This window comes from Sphaerisporangium fuscum (genome assembly GCF_018531465.1).
In the GTDB taxonomy this organism is placed as follows: Bacteria; Actinomycetota; Actinomycetes; order Streptosporangiales; family Streptosporangiaceae; genus Sphaerisporangium; species Sphaerisporangium fuscum.
On the sequence record NZ_JAHDTF010000019.1, the window covers coordinates 34,369 to 57,073 of the forward strand.

Annotated in this window: 21 protein-coding genes; 8 read left to right on the forward strand and 13 right to left on the reverse strand. The window is 71.7% G+C overall.

What is annotated here, in order from left to right; all coding sequences use genetic code 11:
• The first annotated feature begins 7 nt into the window (after positions 1-7).
• From KIK05_RS23590 to KIK05_RS23600, 3 genes are all read left to right on the forward strand, one after another.
• A complete protein-coding gene (locus KIK05_RS23590; RefSeq protein WP_214412989.1) occupies positions 8-1,414 on the forward strand; it encodes an aminotransferase-like domain-containing protein in 1,407 nt (468 codons plus the stop codon).
• A 50-nt stretch (positions 1,415-1,464) separates the two neighbouring features.
• Positions 1,465-2,010 (forward strand): CGNR zinc finger domain-containing protein, encoded by a 546-nt coding sequence (locus KIK05_RS23595; protein ID WP_214412990.1) that lies wholly within the window; start codon positions 1,465-1,467, stop codon positions 2,008-2,010.
• A gap of 75 nt (positions 2,011-2,085) precedes the next feature.
• A complete protein-coding gene (locus KIK05_RS23600; protein WP_214412991.1) occupies positions 2,086-2,706 on the forward strand; it encodes a GNAT family N-acetyltransferase in 621 nt (206 codons plus the stop codon).
• Between the two features lie 9 nt (positions 2,707-2,715).
• Here KIK05_RS23600 and KIK05_RS23605 read toward each other — a convergent pair whose 3' ends face one another.
• Entirely contained in the window at positions 2,716-3,390 is a 675-nt protein-coding gene (locus KIK05_RS23605; RefSeq protein WP_214412992.1) for an alpha/beta fold hydrolase, read from the reverse strand.
• 152 nt (positions 3,391-3,542) lie between these two features.
• Here KIK05_RS23605 and KIK05_RS23610 point away from each other — a divergent pair, with 152 nt between their 5' ends.
• Both KIK05_RS23610 and KIK05_RS23615 read left to right on the forward strand, forming a co-directional pair.
• Complete coding sequence (locus KIK05_RS23610; protein ID WP_214412993.1) at positions 3,543-4,130, forward strand: TetR/AcrR family transcriptional regulator; 588 nt, start codon at positions 3,543-3,545, stop codon at positions 4,128-4,130.
• 150 nt (positions 4,131-4,280) lie between these two features.
• Positions 4,281-5,153, forward strand: coding sequence for a 1,4-dihydroxy-2-naphthoate polyprenyltransferase (locus tag KIK05_RS23615; RefSeq protein ID WP_214412994.1), 873 nt, complete (start codon positions 4,281-4,283; stop codon positions 5,151-5,153).
• Here KIK05_RS23615 and KIK05_RS23620 read toward each other — a convergent pair.
• On the reverse strand, positions 5,150-5,911 hold the full coding sequence (locus KIK05_RS23620; protein ID WP_214412995.1) for an SDR family oxidoreductase: 762 nt from the start codon (positions 5,909-5,911) through the stop codon (positions 5,150-5,152). The two genes, KIK05_RS23615 and KIK05_RS23620, sit on opposite strands and share 4 nt — an antisense overlap.
• Positions 5,912-6,045: 134 nt before the next feature.
• Between KIK05_RS23620 and KIK05_RS23625 the strand changes: the two genes are divergently transcribed.
• The gene (locus tag KIK05_RS23625) at positions 6,046-6,963 is read left to right on the forward strand and encodes a helix-turn-helix transcriptional regulator (protein WP_214412996.1); all 918 of its coding nucleotides are present in this window, start codon (positions 6,046-6,048) and stop codon (positions 6,961-6,963) included.
• 78 nt (positions 6,964-7,041) lie between these two features.
• Here the strand turns inward: KIK05_RS23625 and dapB are convergent, their stop codons facing one another.
• The 5 genes from dapB to KIK05_RS23650 form a co-directional block, all read right to left on the reverse strand.
• Complete coding sequence (gene dapB / locus KIK05_RS23630) at positions 7,042-7,779, reverse strand: 4-hydroxy-tetrahydrodipicolinate reductase (protein ID WP_308250080.1); 738 nt, start codon at positions 7,777-7,779, stop codon at positions 7,042-7,044.
• Positions 7,780-7,904: 125 nt separating this feature from the next.
• Positions 7,905-9,215, reverse strand: a complete 1,311-nt coding sequence (locus KIK05_RS23635) for a M16 family metallopeptidase (RefSeq protein WP_214412998.1) — start codon at positions 9,213-9,215, stop codon at positions 7,905-7,907.
• Positions 9,212-11,545 (reverse strand): polyribonucleotide nucleotidyltransferase, encoded by a 2,334-nt coding sequence (locus KIK05_RS23640; RefSeq protein ID WP_214412999.1) that lies wholly within the window; start codon positions 11,543-11,545, stop codon positions 9,212-9,214. The genes KIK05_RS23635 and KIK05_RS23640 overlap by 4 nt, the downstream gene beginning before the upstream one ends.
• A gap of 418 nt (positions 11,546-11,963) precedes the next feature.
• Entirely contained in the window at positions 11,964-12,233 is a 270-nt protein-coding gene (rpsO, locus tag KIK05_RS23645; RefSeq protein WP_214413000.1) for a 30S ribosomal protein S15, read from the reverse strand.
• Between the two features lie 240 nt (positions 12,234-12,473).
• Positions 12,474-13,424 (reverse strand): bifunctional riboflavin kinase/FAD synthetase, encoded by a 951-nt coding sequence (locus tag KIK05_RS23650; RefSeq protein ID WP_214413001.1) that lies wholly within the window; start codon positions 13,422-13,424, stop codon positions 12,474-12,476.
• A 252-nt stretch (positions 13,425-13,676) separates the two neighbouring features.
• On the opposite strand from KIK05_RS23650, the gene KIK05_RS23655 reads away from it, so the two are divergent.
• Positions 13,677-15,551, forward strand: a complete 1,875-nt coding sequence (locus tag KIK05_RS23655; protein ID WP_214413002.1) for an acyl-CoA dehydrogenase family protein — start codon at positions 13,677-13,679, stop codon at positions 15,549-15,551.
• Positions 15,552-15,685: 134 nt separating this feature from the next.
• Positions 15,686-15,913, forward strand: a complete 228-nt coding sequence (locus KIK05_RS23660; protein WP_214413003.1) for a hypothetical protein — start codon at positions 15,686-15,688, stop codon at positions 15,911-15,913.
• A 227-nt stretch (positions 15,914-16,140) separates the two neighbouring features.
• Here the strand turns inward: KIK05_RS23660 and KIK05_RS23665 are convergent, their stop codons facing one another.
• The 6 genes from KIK05_RS23665 to infB form a co-directional block, all read right to left on the reverse strand.
• Positions 16,141-16,344 (reverse strand): cold-shock protein, encoded by a 204-nt coding sequence (locus KIK05_RS23665; protein WP_214413004.1) that lies wholly within the window; start codon positions 16,342-16,344, stop codon positions 16,141-16,143.
• A gap of 226 nt (positions 16,345-16,570) precedes the next feature.
• Positions 16,571-17,473: a tRNA pseudouridine(55) synthase TruB gene (truB, locus tag KIK05_RS23670; protein WP_214413005.1), complete on the reverse strand. Its 903-nt coding sequence runs from the start codon at positions 17,471-17,473 to the stop codon at positions 16,571-16,573.
• A complete protein-coding gene (locus tag KIK05_RS23675; protein ID WP_214413006.1) occupies positions 17,470-18,501 on the reverse strand; it encodes a DHH family phosphoesterase in 1,032 nt (343 codons plus the stop codon). The genes truB and KIK05_RS23675 overlap by 4 nt, the downstream gene beginning before the upstream one ends.
• Complete coding sequence (gene rbfA / locus KIK05_RS23680; RefSeq protein WP_214413144.1) at positions 18,498-18,989, reverse strand: 30S ribosome-binding factor RbfA; 492 nt, start codon at positions 18,987-18,989, stop codon at positions 18,498-18,500. Before rbfA ends, KIK05_RS23675 begins: the two co-directional genes overlap by 4 nt.
• A 66-nt stretch (positions 18,990-19,055) precedes the next feature.
• Positions 19,056-19,355: a DUF503 domain-containing protein gene (locus KIK05_RS23685; RefSeq protein ID WP_214413007.1), complete on the reverse strand. Its 300-nt coding sequence runs from the start codon at positions 19,353-19,355 to the stop codon at positions 19,056-19,058.
• A gap of 93 nt (positions 19,356-19,448) precedes the next feature.
• The gene (gene infB, locus KIK05_RS23690) at positions 19,449-22,616 is read right to left on the reverse strand and encodes a translation initiation factor IF-2 (RefSeq protein ID WP_214413008.1); all 3,168 of its coding nucleotides are present in this window, start codon (positions 22,614-22,616) and stop codon (positions 19,449-19,451) included.
• Positions 22,617-22,705: the final 89 nt, after the last annotated feature.

Genomic DNA, 22,705 nt, shown 5'->3' on the forward strand with positions numbered 1-22,705 from the left:
ATTCCTCATGAATGACGATAGCAGTATCGTCCGTCTCGCGGCCGTGCTGCGCGAGGAGGCCGGGCGGCTGCGGCCGGGGGACAAGCTGCCGTCCAGCCGCGAGCTGACCCGGCGCCTCGGGGTCAGCCCGGTCACCGTGTCGCGGGCCCTGGCCGCGCTGGCCGCCGAGGGCCGGGTGATCACCCGTCCCGGCGTCGGCGCGTTCGTCGCCCCCGCCTCCGCCGGACGGAGCGACGCCCCGGACGTGTCCTGGCAGACCGTCTCCCTCGGCGACCGCTCGATCGACGACGCCACGATCGCCGAGCTCCTCACCCCGCCGCCCGAGGGCGTCATCCCCCTCACCGGCGGCTATCTGCCTCCGGGGCTGCGCCCGTCGAAGGCCCTGGCGGACGCCGCCGCCCGCGCCACGCGCCGTCCGGACGCCTGGTCGCTCCCCCCGCTCGGCGGCCTGACGGAGCTCAGGCGCTGGTTCGCCGCGGAGGCCGGAGGCGACGTCACGCTCGCGGACGTCCTGGTCACCAGTGGTGGCCAGGCGGCGCTGACCCACGCGTTCCGCGCCCTGGCGGGCCCCGGCGCGCCGATGCTCGTGGAGACCCCGACCTACCCCGGCGCGCTCGCCTCGGCCCGTGCGGCCGGGCTGCGCACCGTGGCCGTGCCCGTGGACACCGACGGCGTGCGTCCCGATTTGCTGGCCGAGGCGTTCGCCGTCACCGGCGCGCGGGTCTTCTACTGCCAGCCCACCCTGCACAACCCCACCGGGGCCGTGCTGCCCGCTCGGCGCCGCGAGCAGGTCCTCGCGGTCGCCAGGGCGGCGGGCGCGTTCGTGATCGAGGACGACTACGCGCGCTATCTCGCCACCGGCCCGGTGCCGCCGTCCCTCGTCGCGATGGACGGGCACGGCATCGTCGTCCACGTGAACTCGCTCAGCAAGGTCACCGCGCCGAGCATGCGGGTCGCCGCCGTCATCGCCCGGGGGCCCGCCGCCCGCCGCCTGCGGGCCAGCCAGCTGGTGGAGTCGTTCTTCGTGGCGCGCCCGCTGCAGGAGACGGCCATGGAGTTCCTCGGCTCCCCCGCCTGGCGCAGGCACCGGGCGGCCGTTACGGCGGAGATCGCGGTACGGCGGGACGTTCTCCTGGCGGCCGTGGCCCGGCACCTGCCGGCGGCGCGGGTGCATCTGGTGCCGGAGGGAGGGCTGCACGTCTGGCTGCACCTCCCGCAGGAGGTCGACGAGCCGGCCCTGGTCGAGAGCGCCCGGCGCGCCGGGGTCGTGGTCAGCCCCGGTGCGATCCACTACTCCGCCGAGCCGCCGGGGCCGTGCGTCCGGCTCACCCACATCGCGGCGGCGCACACCGCCGAGCTCACCGAGGGCGTCCGCCGCCTCGGCGCCGTCCTCGACGCCGAGGCGGCCGGGTGATCTCCGGCCTCGATTCCGGGCGCAACCCTCTAATGACGTACAGTGGTGACATGACGACGCCGGCGGAACTGCTCCGCGACTTCGTGAACACCTACGACGTCGAGAGCGACACCGAGGAGCTGGCGTCCCCCGCCGAGCTCGCGGTCTGGCTGCGTGAGCACGGGCTGATCTCGGAGACCGACCGGGCCGTGGACGACGACCTCACGCTCGCCGCCGGCCTGCGCGAGGGGCTGCGGGCCGCGATGCTCCACAACCACTCCCGGGACGAGGCGTCCGCCCCCATGACGCCCGAGCTCGACGCCGCGCTCGCCGCCCTCCCCCTGCGCGTGACGCTCGCCGGTGGCACGCCCGCCGCCGAACCGCTCGGCGCGGGCGCCACCCGGGGCCTCGGGCTCCTCGCGGCCGCGATCCTCGCCGCGCACGCCGACGGCACCTGGCCCCGCCTCAAGGCCTGCGCCGAACACACCTGCCAGTGGGTGTTCATCGACTCCTCCAAGAACCGTTCGCGGTCGTGGTGCTCGATGCGCGTCTGCGGCAACCGCACCAAGACCCGCGCCTACCGCGCCCGGCGCCAGCAGGAGGGCGCCTCCGCCTGACGCCGCACCGGCCGTCCCGGCGTGCCCGTCATCCCCGATACGGTTGGGTGGACAGGCGGAAAGGGGGCCGGCGAGATGGCGGACGTGGGGGTGCGCGCGGCGCGGCGTGACGACGTGCTGGCGGTGACCGACACCCAGATCCGGGCCTGGAGGAGCGGCTACCGCGATTTCCTGCCCGAGGAGCCGCTCGAGCAGATGACCGGCGAGGCGGCGCGCGAGCTGTGGCGCCGCCAGTGGGAGGAGGCCGTCGTCTCCCCGCCCACGCCGCACCACCGCCTGCTGGTGGCCGTGGAAGGCGAGGACCCCTCGTCCGGGGTCGCCGACGACCCGCTGGCCTCCCTGGCGAGCGGCGCCGCGGGAACCATCGCCGAGCCGGGCGGCCGGCGGGTGGTCGGGCTGGCGTCGCACGCGCCCGCCGACGACGACGACCTCGACGCCGCCACCACCGCCGAGCTGCTGACCCTGCTCGTCGACCCCGATCACACGCGCAGGGGCCACGGCAGCCGCCTGCTCAACGCCACCGTCGACCACCTGCGCGAGGACGGCTTCACCACCGTGGTGACCTGGGTCTTCGCCGACGACAAGCCGATGGTCGACTTCCTCGCCTCCGCCGGCTGGGCCCCCGACGAGGCCGAGCGTGTGCTCGACATGGGGCGCCCGGTCCGCATGATCCGCCTGACCACCGACATCGGCTGACGGCCGCCGTCAGCGGGGTTCGGCGGCCTCCAGCAGGATCCTCAGCAGGTCCTGGGGAGCGTCGCGCATGAGGTTGTGGCCGCTGTCCAGCGCGTGCGCCGTCCATGAGGGGTCCTCGCGCAGCCGCTCGTAGACCGGGGTGAAGGGCGACTCGCCGTCCCAGCCCGCCGCGTACACGTAGACCCGGCGCCCGATCCGCGCGGGGTCGCCGGTGAGCCGGAGCGGCTGGAGCAGCGAGGCGAGCGGGTGCGGCGTGGCCCGGGCGTCGAAGAACGGCAGCGGCCGCGTCGCGTATCCGGTCTCCACCACGTCCGCGTACCACTGCCGCTCCCGCTCGGAGACCAGGGTCCAGCAGGAGTCGCCGTCGCCGGGCACCATGGCGTCGAGGTACACCAGGGCGCTCACCCGGCCGGGCATGCGGTCGGCGACCCCCGTGATCACCATTCCGCCGTAGCTGTGGCCGACCAGCACGGCGTCCCGGACGTCCTCGGCCGCCAGCACCCCGGTGACGTCCTGGATGTGCGTGTCGAGGTTCACGGTGCCGTGCAGCAGGTGGCCTCGTTCGCCGAGCCCGGTCAGGGTCAGCGGGTACACGCGGTGCCCCTGGTCGCGTAGCGCTTCGGCGAGCTCGCCGAAACACCAGCCGCCGTGGCACATGCCGGGGATCAGGACGAAGGTCGCCATGCCCGTGCTCCTTGTCGTCGTCGCTGCGTGAGCGGTCGGCGATCGTCAGGCCTCCGCCCGGACGGCGTCTGCCGGCGCACGGGGAGATCGAACCGATCGGTACGATCAGCGATGCTAACAGCTCGATCGAACCGGCCGGTACCATCCGAGGTATGCCGGTACCCAAGGGCTCGACGATCGACCCGGAGCGCACGCGCGCCGCCATCCTGCAAGCGGCCACCACGGTGCTGTACGAGCGCGGGCTCGACGGCATCGGCGTGGCCGAGCTCTGCACCCGCCTCGGCATCTCCAAGGAGACGCTCTACCGGCACTTCGGCACCAAGGACGGGCTGGTGGAGGCCATGCTCCGGGAGCGCAGCGAGCGGGTGACGCAGTGGCTGGCCCGCGTGGTGGAGGCCGCGGGGCACGACCCCCGCGACCAGCTCGCCGCGGTGTTCGACGCCCTGCAGCAGTGGTACGACGACCCGGTCTTCCGCGGCTGCGCGATGCTCAACGCGGCCGCCCAGCACCACGTCGAGGCCGTCCGCGCCATCACCGCCCGGCATCTCGACCGCTACCTGCGGCTTCTGACCGGCATCGCCGAAAGGGCCGGAGCCGCCGCCCCCGAGGTCCTGGGACGGCAGCTGCTCATGCTGGTCGAGGGCGCCACCGTCGTGGCCGCCCACCATGAGGTGGCGGGCGCGGGCGAGCACGCCCGCCAGGCCGCGCTCAGCCTGCTGTCCGCCGCGTCCCGCGGCTAAGGCCTGGCCGGGGGCAGGTGATGATCCACTTTCCCGCCCCAGCGCGAACCGCGAAGCGGTCATGAACTACCCTGCTTACGCAAATTCCCGGGCGGCTCGGGAAGATCCTTCGCCGCGCCCGGGACCCGAGCGTTCCGAGGAGAGGCGACGTTGGCGACACCCGCTCAATGGCTCGCAGGGGCCCGGCCCCGCACCCTTCCCGCGGCGGTGGTCCCCGTCGTCGTCGGCACGGGCGTGGCCCTCTCGTACGGCGGCGCGGTGTGGTGGCGGGCCCTGCTCGCGCTGTTCGTGGCGCTGGTCCTGCAGATCGGCGTGAACTACGCCAACGACTACAGCGACGGCGTGCGGGGCACCGACGAGGTGCGGGTCGGCCCGCTCCGGCTGGTCGGCTCCCGGGTGGCCTCCCCGCAATCGGTGCTGGTCGCCGCGTTCGGCTGCTTCCTCGCGGCCGCGGTCGCGGGCCTGGTCCTGGTCGTGGTGACCCGCGCCTGGTGGCTGATCATCGTCGGCGCCCTGGCGATCGCCGCCGCCTGGTTCTACACCGGAGGGTCCCGCCCGTACGGCTACCGCGCCCTCGGCGAGGTGTCGGTGTTCGTGTTCTTCGGCCTGGTGGCCGTGGCGGGCACGACGTACGTGCAGATGGAGTCGCTGCCGTGGCTTTCCGTCGCGGCCGCCGTGCCCGTCGGGTTGCTGGCCTGCGCGCTGCTGGTGGTGAACAACCTGCGCGACATCGCGACCGACGGCCCGGCCGGCAAGCGGACGCTGGCCGTCGTGCTCGGTGACACGCGCACCCGCGTGCTCTACAGCGCCTGCCTGCTGCTGCCGTTCGCCATCGCGCTGGCCCTGGTGCCGGTACGGCCGTTCGCCGCCCTCACGGTGCTGGGGCTCCCCCTGGCGATCCCCCCGGTGAGGGCGGTGCACGCCGGCGGGACCGGACGCGCCCTGATCACCACGCTGCAGCAGACCGGCCGTATCCAGCTCGTCTTCGGCCTGCTCTTCACGATCGGCCTCGCCCTCGGCTAGACCTGCTTGGCGGGCATCAGCACGATCTCCGGCAGGCCGACGTGGCGCGGCCGGGCGACGGTGAAGGCGACGACCTCGGCCACGTCCTCGGCGGTGAGCGGGTCGATGCGGGTCTTCATGTCCTCGGCCCAGGCGGTCCCGAGCTCCGAGCCCGACAGCAGCTCGGTCTCCACCATGCCCGGCTGGATGTCGGTGACCCGTATGCCGCGCGGGGCCAGCTCCAGCCGCAGGTTGCGGGACAGGTGGCTGACGGCGGCCTTGGTGGCGGCGTAGACCGAGGTGCCGAACTCCGCCTGACGGGCCGCGATCGACGAGATGGTGACCAGGTCGGCGACCTTCCCTGCGGGCGAGGCCGCCTCGATCAGCGCCGGCAGGAAGGCCCGGGAGAGCCGGAGCACCCCGGTGAGGTTGAGGGCGATCTGACGCTCCCACTCCTCCACGGGGGCGTCGGTCGCCAGGCCGGGCAGCAGGATGCCCGCCGCGTTGACGACCAGGTCCACTCCGCCCAGCGCCCTGACGGCCTCCTGGGCGGCCGGCTCGATCGCGTCCTTGTCGGCGAGGTCCAGCGGGATCGCCACCGCGCGCCCGCCCTCCTTCTCGATCTCCTCCCGCAGCGCGTCGAGCCGGTCGCGGCGGCGCGCCAGCAGCGCCACGTCCGCGCCGCGTGCCGCGAGCAGCCGGGCCGTGGCGGCGCCGATGCCGGAGGACGCTCCGGTCACGACCGCGCGGCGACCGGCAAGGGGGGAGATGACAGTCATCGAATACTCCAAAGGTCCAAGTGGATTGCCTGGAACGATGCTGCGGGCGGCCGTACGGGCACAGCCAGGACCCTGGCGAAGGTGGTACTGACAGGGTCAGGGCGGCGCGGCCGAAATGTCCGATACTGAGCGGTATGGACATGGGCAAAGAGCTGGGAGACTTCCTGCGCTCGCGCCGGGCGCGCGTGCGTCCGGACGACGTCGGCCTGCCGACGTACGGCGAGCGCCGCCGGGTCGCGGGACTGCGGCGTGAGGAGGTCGCCCTGCTCGCCGGCGTGAGCGTGCCGTACTACGTGCGCCTGGAACAGGGCCGCGCCGCGAACGTCTCCGACGAGATCCTCGGCGCGATCGCGCGGGCCCTGGCGCTGGACGAGACCGAGCGGGCGCACCTGCGCAACGTGGCCCGCCCCGATCGGCCCCGCGCCGCGCGCAGACCCTCCCAGCGGGTCCGTCCCACGATCCGCCTGATGCTCGACGCGACCGAGGCTCCCGCGTTCGTCGTCGGACGGCGCAGCGAACTGCTCGCCTGCAACCGCCCGGCGGCCCTGCTCTTCTTCTCCGGCGCCGGTGTCGAACCGCGCATGCCGGACGGGGGCGTGAACTGCGCGCGCCTGGTGTTCCTCGACGAACCCTTCCGAGCCCTGTACCGCGACTGGGAGCACAAGGCACGCGAGACCGTCGCCTTCCTGCGCCTGGACGCCGGACGGCATCCCGACGACCCGGAGCTGGCCAGGCTGATCGGCGAGCTGTCGATGAAGAGCACTGACTTCCGCCGCCTGTGGGCCGAGCACGACGTCAGGGAGCGTTCGAACGGCCGGGTCCACCTCGACCATCCGCTGGTCGGTGAGCTGGCCCTGCACTACGAGAGCCTCAGGGTGGGCGACGACCCCGACCAGGTGCTGATCACCTACCTGGCCGAGCCCGGCTCCCCCGGCGAGCAGGCGCTGCGCTTCCTGGCGAGCTGGCACGGCGGCACGGCCGGGGCGGAGGAACGGCCCGGTGAGCGTCCTGCGCCGTCCGGAACGCCCGCACCCCTACCCCAGACCGGATGAACGCCTCGAAGCGGTCAGCGGGCCGTACAGGGCCGCCGGCGGGCCCCTGCGGAGCACCACCGGCGGCCGTGGCGCATGTCAGAGATCGAGCAGGTTCTCCAGACCGACCGTGAGGCCCGGGAGGTCGCGGACCCGGCGGACACCGAGGAGCACGCCCGGGGTGAACGACGAACGGCTCATCGTGTCGTGGCGGATCGTCAGGATCTCGCCGTCGCCGCCCAGCAGGACCTCCTGGTGGGCGATCAGGCCCGCCAGTCGCACGCCGTGCACCCGCACGCCGTCGACGTCGGCGCCGCGCGCGCCGGGCAGCTCGGAACTGGTGGCGTCGGGCATCGCGCCCATGCCGGCCTTGCGCCGCGCCTCGGCGACCAGCTCGGCCGTACGGCGGGCGGTGCCCGAAGGGGCGTCGGCCTTGTTCGGGTGGTGCAGCTCGACGATCTCGACCGAGTCGAAGTAGCGGGCCGCCTGCTGGGCGAAGTGCATCATCAGCACCGCGGCGATGCCGAAGTTGGGGGCGATGAGGGCGTTGACGCCCGGGTTGGCGTCGAGCCAGCCCCGCACCGTGGCCAGACGCCCCGCGTCGAACCCGGTGGTGCCCACCACGGGGTGGACGCCGTGCTCGATGCACCACTTCATGTTGTCCATGACGACGTCCGGGTGGGTGAAGTCGACCACCACTTCGGCGCCGGTCAGCGCCTCGAGCGGGTCGCCCGCGTCGACCTCGGCCACCAGCTCCATGTCGCCGGCCGCCTTGACGGCCTTGCAGACCTCGACACCCACGCGCCCGCGCGCGCCCAGAACCCCTACCCTGATCACGCCCAAAGCGTAGCGTGAGCACCCCGCCCCACGCGGCATCGGAGACGTCCGTCCGGGCGGGTGAAGGCCGGCCGGAGACAGATGAGCCCCCGGCCCATCGGGTCGGGGGCTCACCAGATCGGATGTCAGGCGACGAACTGGGTGAAGTCCTTGTCGCCGTAGGGGCCGATGACGGCGAGAGTCATCGGCTGGGAGAGGATCTCCCGGGCGATCGAGGCCACCTCCTCGGGGGTGACGGCCTCGATACGGGACAGGATCTCGTCGACCGGCATCAGCGTGTCGTAAACCAGCTCGCTCTTGCCGATGCGCGACATGCGCGAGCCGGTGTCCTCCAGGCCGAGGACGAGGCCGCCGCGCATCTGGCCCTTGCCGCGCTCGATCTCCTCGGCGGAGATGCTCTCGGCGGCGACCCGGGCCAGCTCCTCCCGGCAGATCTTCAGCACGTCGTCGATCTTGCCCGGCAGGCAGCCGACGTAGACGCCGAACTGGCCGGTGTCGGCGTACTGCGAGGTGAAGCTGTACGCCGAGTAGGCCAGGCCGCGCTTCTCGCGGATCTCCTGGAACAGCCGCGACGACATGCCCCCGCCCAGAGCGGCGTTCAGCACGCCGAGGGCGAAGCGCCGGTCGTCGGTGCGGGAGAGCCCCGTCGTGCCCAGGACGAGGTTCGCCTGCTCGGTGGGCCGGTCGACCACCCGCACGCCGGAGCGCGGCCCGGCACCCGGGCCGGACAGGCGCGGCGGAACGGGCTGCCCCGAGCCGCCGAGCGCGCCCGCCCGCTGGTAGGCGGCGGCGACCAGCTCCACCACCCGCTCGTGCGAGACGTTGCCGCACACCGAGACCACGGTGTGCGGCGGCAGGTAGTAGCGCTGGTAGTACTCGGCGATGCGGTCGCGCGACAGCGCGTTGATCGTCTCCTCGGAGCCGAGGATGGGCCGCCCGACGGGCGTGTCGCCGTACAGCTCCGCCGAGAAGTGCTCGTGCACGGCGTCCGACGGGTCGTCGTCGTGCATGGCGATCTCTTCGAGGATCACCCCGCGCTCGGACTCGACGTCCTCAGGGGTGATCAGCGAGGAGGTCACGACGTCGGCCAGGACGTCGATGGCCAGCGGCAGGTCGTCGTCGAGCACCCGCGCGTAGTAGCAGGTGTACTCCTTGGCGGTGAAGGCGTTGATCTCGCCGCCGATGCCCTCGATCGCCGCGGAGATCTCCAGGGCGCCGCGGGTGGGAGTGCCCTTGAACAGCAGATGCTCGAGGAAGTGGGTGGCCCCCGTGTGCTCGGGGGCCTCGTCACGCGAGCCGATGCCGACCCACATGCCGACCGCGACGCTGCGCACGGTCGGCATGGTCTCGGTCACCACGCGAAGCCCACCGGGGAGGACGGTGCGCTGCACGACCCCGGCGCCGTCGCGACCGGGGTGCAGTGTGGTGGTCGTCACGAGTTGCGGTCGTCCCGTCCGCCGCGGGTGCGGGTGCGGCGCGGCCGGTCGCCGCTCCGCTCGCCGCGCTCACTGCGCTCGGCGCGCTCCTCGCGGGGCTCGTCCTCGGCCGGAGCCGCCTCGTCACCGGCGGCGCCGCTCTCGGCCTTGGCCGCGGCCTCCTTCTCGATGACCTCGACGGGCACCAGCGACAGCTTGCCGCGCGAGTCGATCTCGGCGATCTCCACCTGGATCTTGTCGCCGACGTTCATGACGTCCTCGACGTTCTCGATGCGCTTGCCGCCGTGCAGCTTGCGGATCTGCGAGACGTGCAGCAGGCCGTCCTTGCCGGGCAGCAGGCTGACGAACGCGCCGAACGCGGCGATCTTGACGACCGTACCGAGGTAGCGCTCGCCGACCTCCGGCATGTGCGGATTGGCGATCGAGTTGATCGTCGTGCGCGCGGCCTCCGCCGACGGGCCGTCGGTGGCGCCGATGTAGATCGTGCCGTCGTCCTCGATGGTGATCTCGGCGCCGGTGTCGTCCTGGATCTGGTTGATCATCTTGCCCTTGGGGCCGATGACCTCGCCGATCTTGTCGACCGGGACCTTGATGGTGATGATGCGCGGCGCGGTCGGGTTCATCTCCGCCGGAGAGTCGATCGCCTCCTGCATCACGTCGAGGATGGCCAGACGCGCGGCCCTGGCCTGCTTGAGCGCCGCGGCGAGGACCGTCGCCGGGATGCCGTCGAGCTTGGTGTCGAGCTGCAGGGCCGTGATGACGTCACGGGTGCCGGCGACCTTGAAGTCCATGTCGCCCATGGCGTCCTCGGCGCCGAGGATGTCGGTCAGGGTGACGTACTGGTCGCCCTCGCCGATGAGGCCCATGGCGATGCCCGCCACCATCTCCTTCAGCGGGACACCCGCGTCCAGCAGCGCCATCGTGGAGGCGCACACCGAGCCCATGCTGGTGGAGCCGTTCGAGCCGAGCGCCTCCGACACCTGCCGGATGGCGTACGGGAACTCCTCGCGGCTCGGCAGCACCGGCACCAGGGCCCGCTCGGCGAGCGCGCCGTGGCCGATCTCCCGGCGCTTGGGCGAACCCACGCGGCCGGTCTCGCCGGTGGAGAAGGGCGGGAAGTTGTAGTTGTGCATGTAGCGCTTGGTGCGCTCGGGGTTGAGCGTGTCGATCATCTGCTCCATGCGGAGCATGTTCAGCGTCGTGATGCCCAGGATCTGGGTCTCACCGCGCTCGAACAGGGCCGAGCCGTGCACCCGCGGGACCACGTGGACCTCGGCGCTGAGCTGGCGGATGTCCTTCACGCCGCGCCCGTCGATGCGGACGCCCTCGTTGATCACGCGCTCGCGCATGAGCTTCTTGGTGAGCGCGCGGAACCCGGCGGCGATCTCCTTCTCACGCCCCTCGAAGTCGGGGCCGAGCTTCTCCAGGGCCAGGGCCTTGACCCGCTCGAGCTCGGTCTCGCGCTCCTTCTTGCCGGCGATGGTCAGCGCCGAGGCCAGCTCGCTCTTCACCGCACCGGTGACCGCCTCGTAGACGTCCTCCTGGTAGTCGAGGAAGATCGGGAACGGCGCGGTCTCCTTCGCGGCGACCTGAGCGATCTTGTTCTGCGCCTCGCACAGGACCTTGATGAACGGCTTGGCGGCCTCCAGGCCCTCGGCCACGGTCTCCTCGGTGGGAGCGACCGCGCCCTCGGCGACGAGCTTGAGGGTGTCGCGGGTGGACTCGGCCTCCACCATCATGATCGCGACGTCGCCGTCCTCGAGGACCCGGCCGGCCACGACCATGTCGAAGGTGGCGTTCTCCAGCTCGGAGTGGGTCGGGAACGCCACCCACTGGCCCTGGATCAGGGCGACGCGCACGCCGCCGATCGGGCCGGAGAACGGCAGACCGGCGAGCTGCGTGGACAGGCTGGCCGCGTTGATCGCGACCACGTCGTACAGGTGGTCGGGGTGCAGGGCCATGACCGTGGCCACGACCTGCACCTCGTTGCGCAGGCCCTTGACGAAGGACGGGCGCAGCGGGCGGTCGATCAGACGACAGGTCAGGATGGCGTCCTCGGACGGACGGCCCTCCCGGCGGAAGAACGAGCCGGGGATCCGGCCCGCGGCGTACATCCGCTCCTCGACGTCGACGGTGAGCGGGAAGAAGTCCAAGCTCTCCTTGGGATGCTTGGACGCGGTGGTGGCGGAAAGGATCATCGTCTCGTCGTCGAGGTAGACGACGGCGCTTCCCGCCGCCTGGCGCGCGAGCCTGCCGGTTTCGAACCGGATGGTACGCGTGCCGAACGAGCCGTTGTCGATCACGGCTTCCGTGCTGTGGACACCCTCCACGGGGGACCTCCTCAATCAGGTCGGTCGCCCACGTCCGTGCTGCTCGCACTCGCTCGGGCACCTGCCAGGCCGACCGGATGCGTCGCGGTCGGCGGGCACGGGCCCGGCTCCTGTTATGCCGGCTCCCCGTCATGTGCAGCGCCGGTCTTCGATCGAAGCACCCGGGCTGAACGGCGTGCGTGCCGTCTGACATCCGGAAGCCACTACCGAGGACCGGCCCGCAGGCGTCACGGGAACGCGCGTTGCTGTGTGCTGTGCGGACGCGGGGCACTTTCTCGGCTGTTCAGTTGTGTGTCAAGGCCAGTTTGCTAGGAACCGGCCGTGCGCCGCATGCCGACGCGCCGACCGAATTCTCCATACCAGGAGGCCTTTGCCCTGATATGAGAGAGGGAGCGGCGCGACGCCGCTCCCTTCCACATTATCGGCGCAGACCGAGCCGCTCGATGAGGGTGCGGTAGCGCGTGATGTCCTTGCTGGCGAGGTACTTCAGGAGGCGGCGACGCCGGCCGACCAGCAGCAGCAGCCCACGGCGGCTGTGGTGGTCGTGCTTGTGGGTCTTCAGGTGCTCGGTGAGCTCGCTGATGCGCTTGCTCAGCAGCGCGATCTGCACCTCGGGGGAGCCGGTGTCACCGTCTCCGGTCCCGTATTCTGCGATGATCTGCTTCTTGGCGGCGGTGTCGAGCGACACGGCTCTCCTTCGTTCGTCTACGGGCACACATGACCAGTGCTGGATGCGTACGAGCGACCGTGTGTGCCTACAGTCGCCGTATCCGGCTCGCGGGCAGCGCGCAGCGCACCGGAACCGAGCCGACACGTCAGGCTACCACCGTCGCGGAGCCCTCCGCGCTCGTGCCTGATTGCCTCGCTCCGCTCGGCGGCCGCGCCCGTGCTCATGGCCTCGCTGCGCTCGGCGGCGAGAGGCGCAGGGTCAGCCGGCGGTCAGGCGCCGGGCCTCGTCGACGTCGTTGCGCATCTGCTCGATCAGGGCCTCGACCGAGTCGAACTTCAGCGTGTCGCGCAGCCGTACCCCGAAGTCGACCACCACATGTGCGCCGTACAGGTCGAGGTCGTCGCGGTCGAGGGCGTAGGCCTCGACGGTGCGCTCGACACCCTCGAAGGTCGGGTTGGTGCCGATGGAGATCGCCGCCGGCCAGCGCTGGCCCTCGTACGGTGAGGGCGACTGCACGCACTCCAGCCACCCGGCGTACACGCCGTCGGCGGGGATGGCGGTGTAGGCCGGCGACTCGACGTTCGCGGTGGGGAAGCCGAGCAGGGCCCTGCCCCGCTGGTGGCCCCTGACCACCACGCCCTCGACCCGGTGGGGACGGCCGAGCACCTCCGCCGCGCCCTCGACGTCGCCCGCGGTCAGCATCTCCCTGATCAGGCTGGAGGAGATCGCGTCGCCGTCCGTCACGATCGGCACGCCCTCGGCCACGAAGTCGTACTTCTCGCCGAGCTGGCGCAGCGTCTCGACGTCGCCGGCGGCCTTGTGCCCGAACCGGAAGTTCTCCCCCACCACCACGCCGGCGGCGTGGAGCCGGTCGACCAGGACGGCCTGGACGAACTCGTCGGGCGTCATCCGCGAGAACTCCAGTGTGAACGGCAGCACGCACACCGCGTCGACACCGAGGGAGGCCAGCAGCTCGGCGCGGTGCCGGGGCGTGGTGAGCCTCACCGGATGCGTGCCCGGCCGCACCACCTCGTCCGGGTGGGGGTCAAAGGTGATCACCACGGAGGGGAGGCCGAGTTCCGCCGCCATCGCGACGGCGCGCCGGACCATGCGCTGATGGCCTCGATGCACACCGTCGAACACCCCGATCGTGACGACGGATCTGCCCCAGTCTCCGGGCACGTCGTCGAGTCCGTGCCAACCCTGCACCTCGACCTCGTTCCTGTGCTGATGGTCGCGCTCGCACACCCAAGCCTGCCACGCGGGGCGGTTTTCCCCGCACGGGGACGAGGGTAGCCCAGCGGGCGCGAAGGACGGGCGACGCCCCCGCGCCCGGCGCTCTTTGCGATCACCCTAACGTCGCGCCCGGCCCGTGGGGATCCGGTGGCGGTAGTCGGGGCTACTCGCGGGTAGCAACCAGGCGTAACGTCGAAGCCGTCGACAGCCTCGAAGGGGGTCGCGATGACCGGATACGACAAGGCACGCGAAGTCGCCGAACAGGCCCGCGAGCAGGAATGGGCTCGTCCCAGCTTCGGCCGGCAACTGTTCCTCGGAGACTTCCGGCTCGATCTCGTCCATCCGGCGCCCCGCCTGACCAAACAGGACACCGACAAGGGGGAGGCCTTCCTTTCGGCCCTGCGCGGATTCCTGGCCGACAAGGTCGACCCGGCGCTCATCGAGCACAACGCGCTCATCCCCGACGAGGTCATCAAGGGCCTGCGCGCGCTGGGTGCGTTCGGCATGACGATCGACGAGGAGTACGGCGGCCTCGGGCTGAGCCATCTGTACTACACGCGGGCATTGTCCCTGGTCACGTCCTACTCCCCCGCGCTCAGCGCGCTGCTGTCGGCCCATCAGTCGATCGGCGTCCCCCAGCCGCTCAGGCTGTTCGGCACGCCGGAGCAGAAGCGGAAGTTCCTTCCTCGGTGTGCCGCAGGCGAAATATCAGCATTTCTGCTGACGGAGCCGGATGTGGGGTCCGACCCCGCACGGCTCTCCACGGTCGCGGTCCGCGACGGCGACCACTACGTCATCGACGGGGTCAAGCTCTGGACGACCAACGGCGTCGTCGCCGACCTCCTCGTCGTCATGGCCCGGACCGGGAGCAAGATCTCCGCCTTCGTGGTCGAGGCCGACAGCCCGGGCATCACCGTGGAGCACCGCAACGGCTTCATGGGCCTGCGCGGCATCGAGAACGGCGTGACCCGCTTCAGCCAGGTCCGCGTGCCCGCCGAGAACCTCGTCGGCCGCGAGGGACAGGGCTTGAAGATCGCGCTCACCACGCTCAACACCGGCCGCCTGTCACTGCCCGCCACCTGCACCGGCGTCGCCAAGTGGGCCACGAAGATCGCCCGTGAGTGGGGATCGGAGCGGGTCCAGTGGGGACGCCCGATCGGGGAGCACGAGGCGGTCGCCCGCAAGATCTCCTTCATCGCCTGCACCGCCTACGCGCTGGAGGCCGTCGTGGACCTGGTCAGCCGCCTGGCCGACGACGAGACCAACGACATCCGCATCGAGGCGGCCCTGGCCAAGCTCTACGGTTCGGAGATGGCCTGGCGGGTCGTCGACGAGCTCGTCCAGATGCGCGGCGGGCGGGGGTACGAGACGGCCGAGTCGCTGCGGGCCCGCGGCGAGCGGGGCGTCCCGGCCGAGCAGATGCTGCGCGACATGCGCATCAACCGCATCTTCGAGGGCTCCACCGAGATCATGCACCTGCTCATCGCCCGCGAGGCCGTGGACGCGCACCTGTCGGTCGCCGGAGGACTCATCGACCCCAAGGCCGACCTGCGGGCCAAGGGGAAGGCGGCGGCCAAGGCCGGCGGCTTCTACGCCCGCTGGCTGCCCACCCTGGTGGCCGGAGCGGGACAGCTGCCCACGTCGTACGGCGGGTTCGGCCCGCTCGCCCAGCACCTGCGGTACGTCGAGCGCACGGCCCGCAAGCTCGCCAGGTCCACCTTCTACGGCATGTCCCGCTGGCAGGGGAGGCTGGAGCACAGGCAGGGATTCCTGTCGCGCATCGTCGACATCGGCGCGGAGTTGCTCGCCATCACCGCCACCTGCGTCCGCGCCCAGGAGGAGATCGCCGAGCACGGCCCCGCGCCGGTGGAGATCGCCGACACCTTCTGCCGGCAGGCGCGGCTGCGGGCCGACGCGCTGTTCCACCGGCTCTGGGAGAACTCCGACAGCGAGGACGTACGGCTGGCGCGCCGCGTCCTCGGCGGGAAGTACCTGTTCCTGGAGGACAACATCCTCGACCCGTCACTGGAGGGCCCCTGGATCGCCCCACTGCTGACCGGTACACCGGACACACCCGACGTCCACCGCAGCATCCCGTGAGACCGCCGAGAGCGTGAGCTTCGGGTGCAGGCGCCACAGACCATCGAAGCGGACCGCCAGAGCGGACCAAAAGGGCAGCGGCCGCCAAGGCAGCATGTTGTGAGCGGTGTCGCGAGCGGCACATACTGGAGAGAATGAAGACAGCCAGCGGCGAATCCCGCCGTCACTTGCCCACAAGTCCCTTCAAACCCCCGCCCCCCGCCGCGCCTGCTGAGCGGTTCAGCGTGAACGACCAGGTGACCCACGATCGGTACGGCCTTGGCGTGGTCATGGACGTAGAAGACGGGGTCGCCGTGTTCGTCGATTTCCGATCGCGGCAGGAACGCATAACGACACCATGCAGCAAGCTGCACAAACTCTGAAACCGCTGCACCTCAGGAGAAGCTCGCAGCGCGAGACGCTTCGGCGGGCGTCCGCATGACGACGCCCCCCGAGGCGGCCGGGATGTTCATCCGCCCTCGTCGCCCGAACCCATCGGCGGCGGCACCTGCAGGGGCGACACGGTTCGGCACCAGGAAGCGCCCGGCCAGAACACGAGCGAGGCCCGCGCCTTGAAAGGCGCGGGCCTCGCTCATGATGTGGGGCCAGGTCAGGCGGGAACGATGTTCTCGGCCTGCGGCCCCTTCTGCCCCTGGGTGACGTCGAACGTCACCTTCTGGCCTTCGCGCAGCTCACGGTAGCCCTGGGCGGCGATGTTCGAGTAGTGGGCGAAGACGTCAGGGCCGCCGCCGTCCTGCTCGATGAAGCCGAAGCCCTTTTCCGCGTTGAACCACTTCACGGTTCCGGAAGCCATGTCTTACTCCTTTGTAGGGGCCGAGCCGGAATCCGTCCTGCACGGATTCCACGTCGCCGACTGAGGCCCCTCCGGAGATGGCCGGGAAAACAAAAATGCGCCTGAAGGTCACATCCTGTCAGGCGCACACAAGTTTCATGGGTACCACAACTGCAACTCCTGAAAGTATAGCACCTGCGCGGGATGACGCGCTCAAGATCGCTACATGGGCGGCTGGACCAGCAGGCTACGGGACGAAGACGGCCAGGGGCTTGGCCGTGCGGCCGTGCTCCTCGGCCAGGGCGAGCAGGGTGCCGTCGGGGGCGAAGACGCCGATCGGACCACTGCCGAGGCCTCGCGCGGGCAGCCTGCCGCCGTGGGCGACCAGCCTGGCCTCCTCGGCGGTGACGTCCATGCGCGGGAACGCCGCCGCCACGGCCTCCTCGATCGGCATGATCAGGCACTCTTCGGTGAGCTGCTCGATGGTGCGGGCGGCCGACAGGTCGTACGGCCCGACGCGGGTGCGGCGCAGACGGGTGAGGTGGCCGCCGACGCCGAGCGCCGCGCCGAGGTCGCGGGCCAGTGAGCGGATGTAGGTGCCGCTGGAGCAGCTCACCGAGGCGTCGATCTCGACGCCCTCGCCCTCGCGCCGGATGGCGGTGATCTCGAAGGCGTGCACCGTCACCGGGCGCGCCTGGAGCTCGACCTCCTCGCCGGCCCTGGCGCGCTTGTAGGCACGCTCGCCGTTGATCTTGATAGCGCTCACCTGCGGCGGGACCTGCATGATCGGGCCGGTGAGTGCCGCCACGCCCTTGCGGATCTCGTCGTCGGTCACGTGGCCCGCGGGAACCTCGGTGAGCGGCTCGCCCTCGGCGTCGTCGGTCGTGGTGGTGGCCCCGAGGCGGATCGTGGCGTCGTACCCCTTCCCGGTGAGCGCGAGGTGGCCGAGCAGCCGCGTGGCCTTCTCGACGCCGATCACCAGCACGCCGGTGGCCATGGGGTCGAGGGTGCCGGCGTGGCCGACCCGGCGGGTGCCGGCGATGCGCCGCATCTTTCCGACGACGTCGTGGGAGGTCCAGTCGGCGGGCTTGTCGACGATGACGAGCCCGCTGGGCGGCGCCGGCCGCTTGGGAGTCCTGGAAGTGCTCATGCCTGCGGCTCCAGCAGCTCGCGGAACCTCGCCACCGTCTCCTCGGGTGAGGCGTGGGAGGTGAACCCGGCGGCCCGGACGTGACCGCCGCCACCGAGGGCCGTGCACGCCCGCCCGACGTCCACCTTGCCCTTGGACCGCGTCGACACCTGCCAGGCGCCGTCGTCGTCCTCCTTGAGCACGACGGCGACGTCGCACTCGTCGGTGCGGCGGACGACGTCGATCATGCCCTCGCACTCGTCGTACGGCAGGCAGTGGGCCGCCCGGTCGGCGCGCGGCACGTACGTCCACACCATGCCGAGCCCGCCGGCGGCCTCCTGGTCGAGCCGCACCCGCGACAGGGCCGCGCCGAGCACCTTGAGGTAGGCGAATGGGGAACGGTCCCACAGCTCACGGGCGATCTCGTCGGTGCGCAGGCCGCAGGCCACCAGCCGCGCCGCCATCCGGTGGACGGCCGGGGTGGTGGAGGAATGACGGAACGATCCGGTGTCGGTGACCAGGCCGGTGTAGAGGCCGACGGCGATGTCGTGGTCGATCTCGTACCCCAGTCGCGTCATCAGCTGCTCCACCAGCATCGACGTGGAGGCGGCCGAGTCGTCGACCAGTTGCACGCTGCCGAAGCCCGTGTTGGAGGTGTGGTGGTCGACCACGATGAGCTCCCGGGCCTTGCCGGCGTTCGGCGCCAGCAGACCGAGACGGTCGACCGTCGGCGCGTCGAAGCTGATCATCAGTTCGGGCTCCGAGGGGTAGGCGCCGGGCTCGACCAGAAGGTCCTGCCCGGGAAGGAAGCCGAGCAGGCGCGGCACGGCGAACCGCCGGTCACCGAACGAGGCGACCACCTGCTTGCCGGCCCGCCGCAGCGCGAGGCCCAGGCCGAGCATCGACCCGAGCGCGTCCCCGTCGGGGGCCACGTGGCAGACCAGCGCCACCTCGCGGGCGCCGCTGATCAGCTCGACGGCGCGCCCCCAGTCGGCCTCCCGCACGACGTGCGCGGAAGGCCTCTCCTGTGGTTCTGCGTGAGCGTTCACTGCGCGGAACGCCCCGCATGGTCGGACGTCTCGGCCTCGCCCTCGTCCTCGAAGTCGTCGTCGGCCTGCTCACCGGGCTTGCGATAAGGGTCGGCGTCGCCCGCGTGGACGGCGCCCTCGGCCTTCTTGGCGATCTCCTCGTCGCGGGCCTTGGCCTCGGCGAGCAGCTCGTCCAGATGGCGGGCGCTGTCGGGGAGCGGGTCGTGGCTGAAGGTCAGGGTCGGCGTGTGCCGCACGCCGGTCTGCCGCCCGACCTCGGACCTGATGATCCCCTTGGCGCTCTCGAGGGCGGCGGCGGTGTCGGCACGCTCGGCCTCCGAACCGAACACGGTGTAGAACACCGTGGCGTCACGCAGGTCGGGGGTGATGCGGGTGTCGGTGATCGTCACGAAGCCCAGCCGGGGATCCTTGATCCGCCGCTCCAGCATCTCCGCGACGACCTGCTGAATCCGGTCCGCAAGTTTACGGGCGCGTGCTGCGTCCACGATCGCGCTCCCCCTTCGCTGTCTTTATTCGTTTAACGGCCCGCGGGAAGGGGTGACTTCCCGCGGGCCCTAATCTTCGTCCTCGTTGAACAGCCGTTGCCTGGCGGACAGCAGCTCGATCTCGGGGTGGAAGGCCACCAGCCGCTCGCAGGCGTCGAGCACCTCACCGCAGTTGGCGGCCGTCGCGGACACCACGGCCACGCCGATCTCGGCACGGCGGTGCAGGTCGAGGTGGCCCGTCTCGGCCACCGCCACCGAGGGATACCGGCGGCGCACCTCGGCGATCAAGGGACGCACCACGGAACGCTTCTGCTTCAGCGAGCGCACGTCGCCGAGCAGGATGTCCAAAGTCAGAGCACCTATGTACATGGTCGTCGCCGCGGGCACGGGCGAGAGGACGGCGGAGGGTCCCCGCGGGGGACGCACCCCCGCGGACACCCGCCGCCGTCACTCCTCACTCCGTCAGACGCGCGGCTTCTCCCGCATCTCGAACGTCTCGATGACGTCGTCGAGCTTGATGTCGTTGTAACCGACACCGATACCGCACTCGAAGCCCTCGCGGACCTCGGTCGCGTCGTCCTTGAAGCGGCGCAGCGACGAGACGGTGAGGTTGTCGGCCACGACGACACCGTCGCGGATGAGCCGGGCCTTGCTGTTGCGGGTGATCACGCCCGTGCGGACGATACAACCCGCGACGTTGCCGATCCGCGGAACCTTGAAGACCTCGCGGACCTCGGCGGTGCCGGTCTGGATCTCCTCGAACTCCGGCTTCAGCATGCCCTTCAGGGCCGCCTCGATCTCCTCGATCGCCTGGTAGATGACCGAGTAGTAGCGGATGTCGACGCCCTCGCGCTCGGCCAGGTCGCGCGCCCGGACCTCGGGTCGCACGTTGAAGCCGATGATGACGGCGTTGTCGTCCGCGATCGCCAGGTTGACGTCGTACTCGGTGATCGCACCGACGGCGCGGTGGAGCACCCGCAGGCGCACCTCGTCGCCGACGTCGATCTTGAGCAGGGCGTCCTCGAGGGCCTCGACCGAACCGGACACGTCACCCTTGATGATGAGCTTGAGCTCGTCGACCTTGCCCTTCTCCATGTCGCTGAAGAGCTCTTCGAGGGTGCGCCTGCGGCTGGACCTGGCCATGTCGGCGATGCGCTGCCGGGCCGCCCGCTGCTGGGCGATCTGGCGGGCCATGCGGTCGTCGGTGACGACGATGAAGTTGTCACCGGCGCTCGGGACGGCCGTCAGACCGAGGACCAGCACCGGACGCGACGGGTCGGCCTCGCTGACCTGCTCGCCGTTGTCGTCGAGCATCGCCCGGACGCGGCCGAAGGCCTCGCCACAGACGATCGAGTCGCCGACCCGCAGCGTGCCGCGCTGCACGAGCACGGTGGCCACGGGGCCGCGGCCCTTGTCGAGGTGGGCCTCGATGGCGATGCCCTGGGCGTCCATCGTCGGGTTGGCCCGCAGGTCGAGCTCGGCGTCGGCGGTCAGCAGGATCGCCTCGAGCAGGTCGTCGATGCCGAGGCCCTGCTTGGCGGAGATGTCGACGAACAGCGTCGAGCCGCCGTACTCCTCGGCCACCAGACCGTACTCGGTGAGCTGGGCGCGGACCTTCATCGGGTCGGCGCCCTCCTTGTCGATCTTGTTGACCGCGACCACGACCGGGACCTCCGCCGCCTGGGCGTGGTTGAGGGCCTCGATCGTCTGCGGCTTCACACCGTCGTCCGCGGCGACCACCAGCACGGCGATGTCGGTGGCCTGGGCGCCACGGGCACGCATGGCGGTGAACGCCTCGTGACCGGGGGTGTCGATGAAGGTGATCTTCCGCTCGGCACCCTCGTGCTCGGTCGCCACCTGGTAGGCACCGATGTGCTGGGTGATGCCACCCGCCTCGCGGGCCACGACGTTGGTGTTGCGGATCGCGTCGAGCAGCTTGGTCTTACCGTGGTCGACGTGACCCATGACGGTCACGACCGGCGGACGCGGCGCGAGGTCGGCCTCGTCGCCCTCGTCCTCGCCGAACTCGATGTCGAAGGACTCGAGAAGCTCGCGGTCCTCCTCCTCCGGGCTGACGACCTGGATGACGTAGTTGAGCTCGGCTCCGAGGAGCTGCAGCGTCTCTTCGTTCACCGACTGGGTGGCGGTCACCATCTCGCCGAGGTGCAGCATGATCTGCACGAGCGAGGCGGGGTTCGCACCGATCTTGTCGGCGAAGTCGGACAGCGAGGCTCCGCGCGGCAGGCGCAGGGTCTGGCCGGTGCCACGAGGAACCTGCACGCCGCCGATCGACGGCGCCTGCATGTTGTCGAACTCTTGACGCCTCTGGCGCTTGGACTTGCGGCCACGCGTGGGACGGCCACCGGGACGCCCGAAGGCACCCGCCGTGCCGCCGCGGCCACGACCGCCGCCGCCACCGGGACGACCGGCGAAGCCGCCGCCACCACCGGCACCGGCCCCGGCACCACCGGGACGGCCGCCGGTGCCCGTGCGGGGACCGCCGAAGCCGCCACCGCCGCCACCGGGACGACCGCCGCCGCCACCCGGACGGCCACCGCCGCCGGGACGGCCACCGCCGCCACCGGGACGCGGGCCACCCGCGCCGGCACCACCGGGGGCCGACGGGCGCGAAGGCATCATCATCGGGTTCGGACGCGGGCCACCGGGACGCGGGCCACCCGCACCCGGGCCGGGACGCGGGCCACCCGGGCCGGGGCCCGGACGGGGACCGGCCGCACCGGGGGCGCCGGAACGCGCGCCGGGCGGACGCGGCATCGCGCCGTCACGGGGGCCTTCGCGGCGAGGCTCGCGAGGACCGGCGCCCTCAGGCCGCCGCTCGCGGGGACCACCCTCACGAGGACCGCCGTCGCGGCCGGGGCCGCCACCCTCGCGGCCCGGACGCGGCGGGCGCTGGCCCATGCCGCTGGCGGTGGAAGAGAAGGGGTTGTTGCCCGGACGCGGACCACGCGGGCCCGGCTTGGGAGCACCGGGGCGCGCGGCGCCCTGACCCGGGGCACCCGGACGGGCGCCGGACGGGGCGCCGCCGGCGGGGGCACCCGCACCGGGACCCGAAGGGGCCGACGGACGCGGAGCCGGACCGGGACGCGGACCCGGCTTCGGGCCCGGACGCGCGCCGGGCGAGGCCGGACGCGGAGCGTCGGTGCGAGGGGCCTCGAAGCGGGGCGCCTCGGTGCGCGGGACCTCGGGACGCGGAGCCGCGGGGCGGGCAGCCTCGGGACGCGGGCCGGGCCGCGGAGCCTCCTGCTGAGGCTGCTGACCGACGTGGGGCATCGGAACGGGCGGACGCGGCGGGACGTTCGCCGGTCCGGGACGTGGGCCGGGCCTCGGGGCCGGGCCGGGACGCGGGACGGCCTGACCGGCACCCGCGCCATTGCCGGCCGGGCTCGGAGCCGGCCGGGGGGACGGCTTCTGCGCCCCGGACGGCCTGCCGCCGCCCTTGGATTCGGAGGATCCTCGCGAGAACGCCTCCGTAAGCTTGCGGACCACCGGCGCCTCTATCGTTGAAGACGCCGATCGCACGAACTCGCCCATTTCTTGGAGCTTGGCCATCACGACCTTGCTCTCTACACCGAACTCCTTGGCGAGCTCGTAGACTCGGACCTTCGCCACTGCACTCCCTAACTCGGCCCGGGAGGCTGTGCCGCCGGACCGTCGCTACCTAGACGTACTCATCGCCGCATGCTCATCAGGCGCTCATC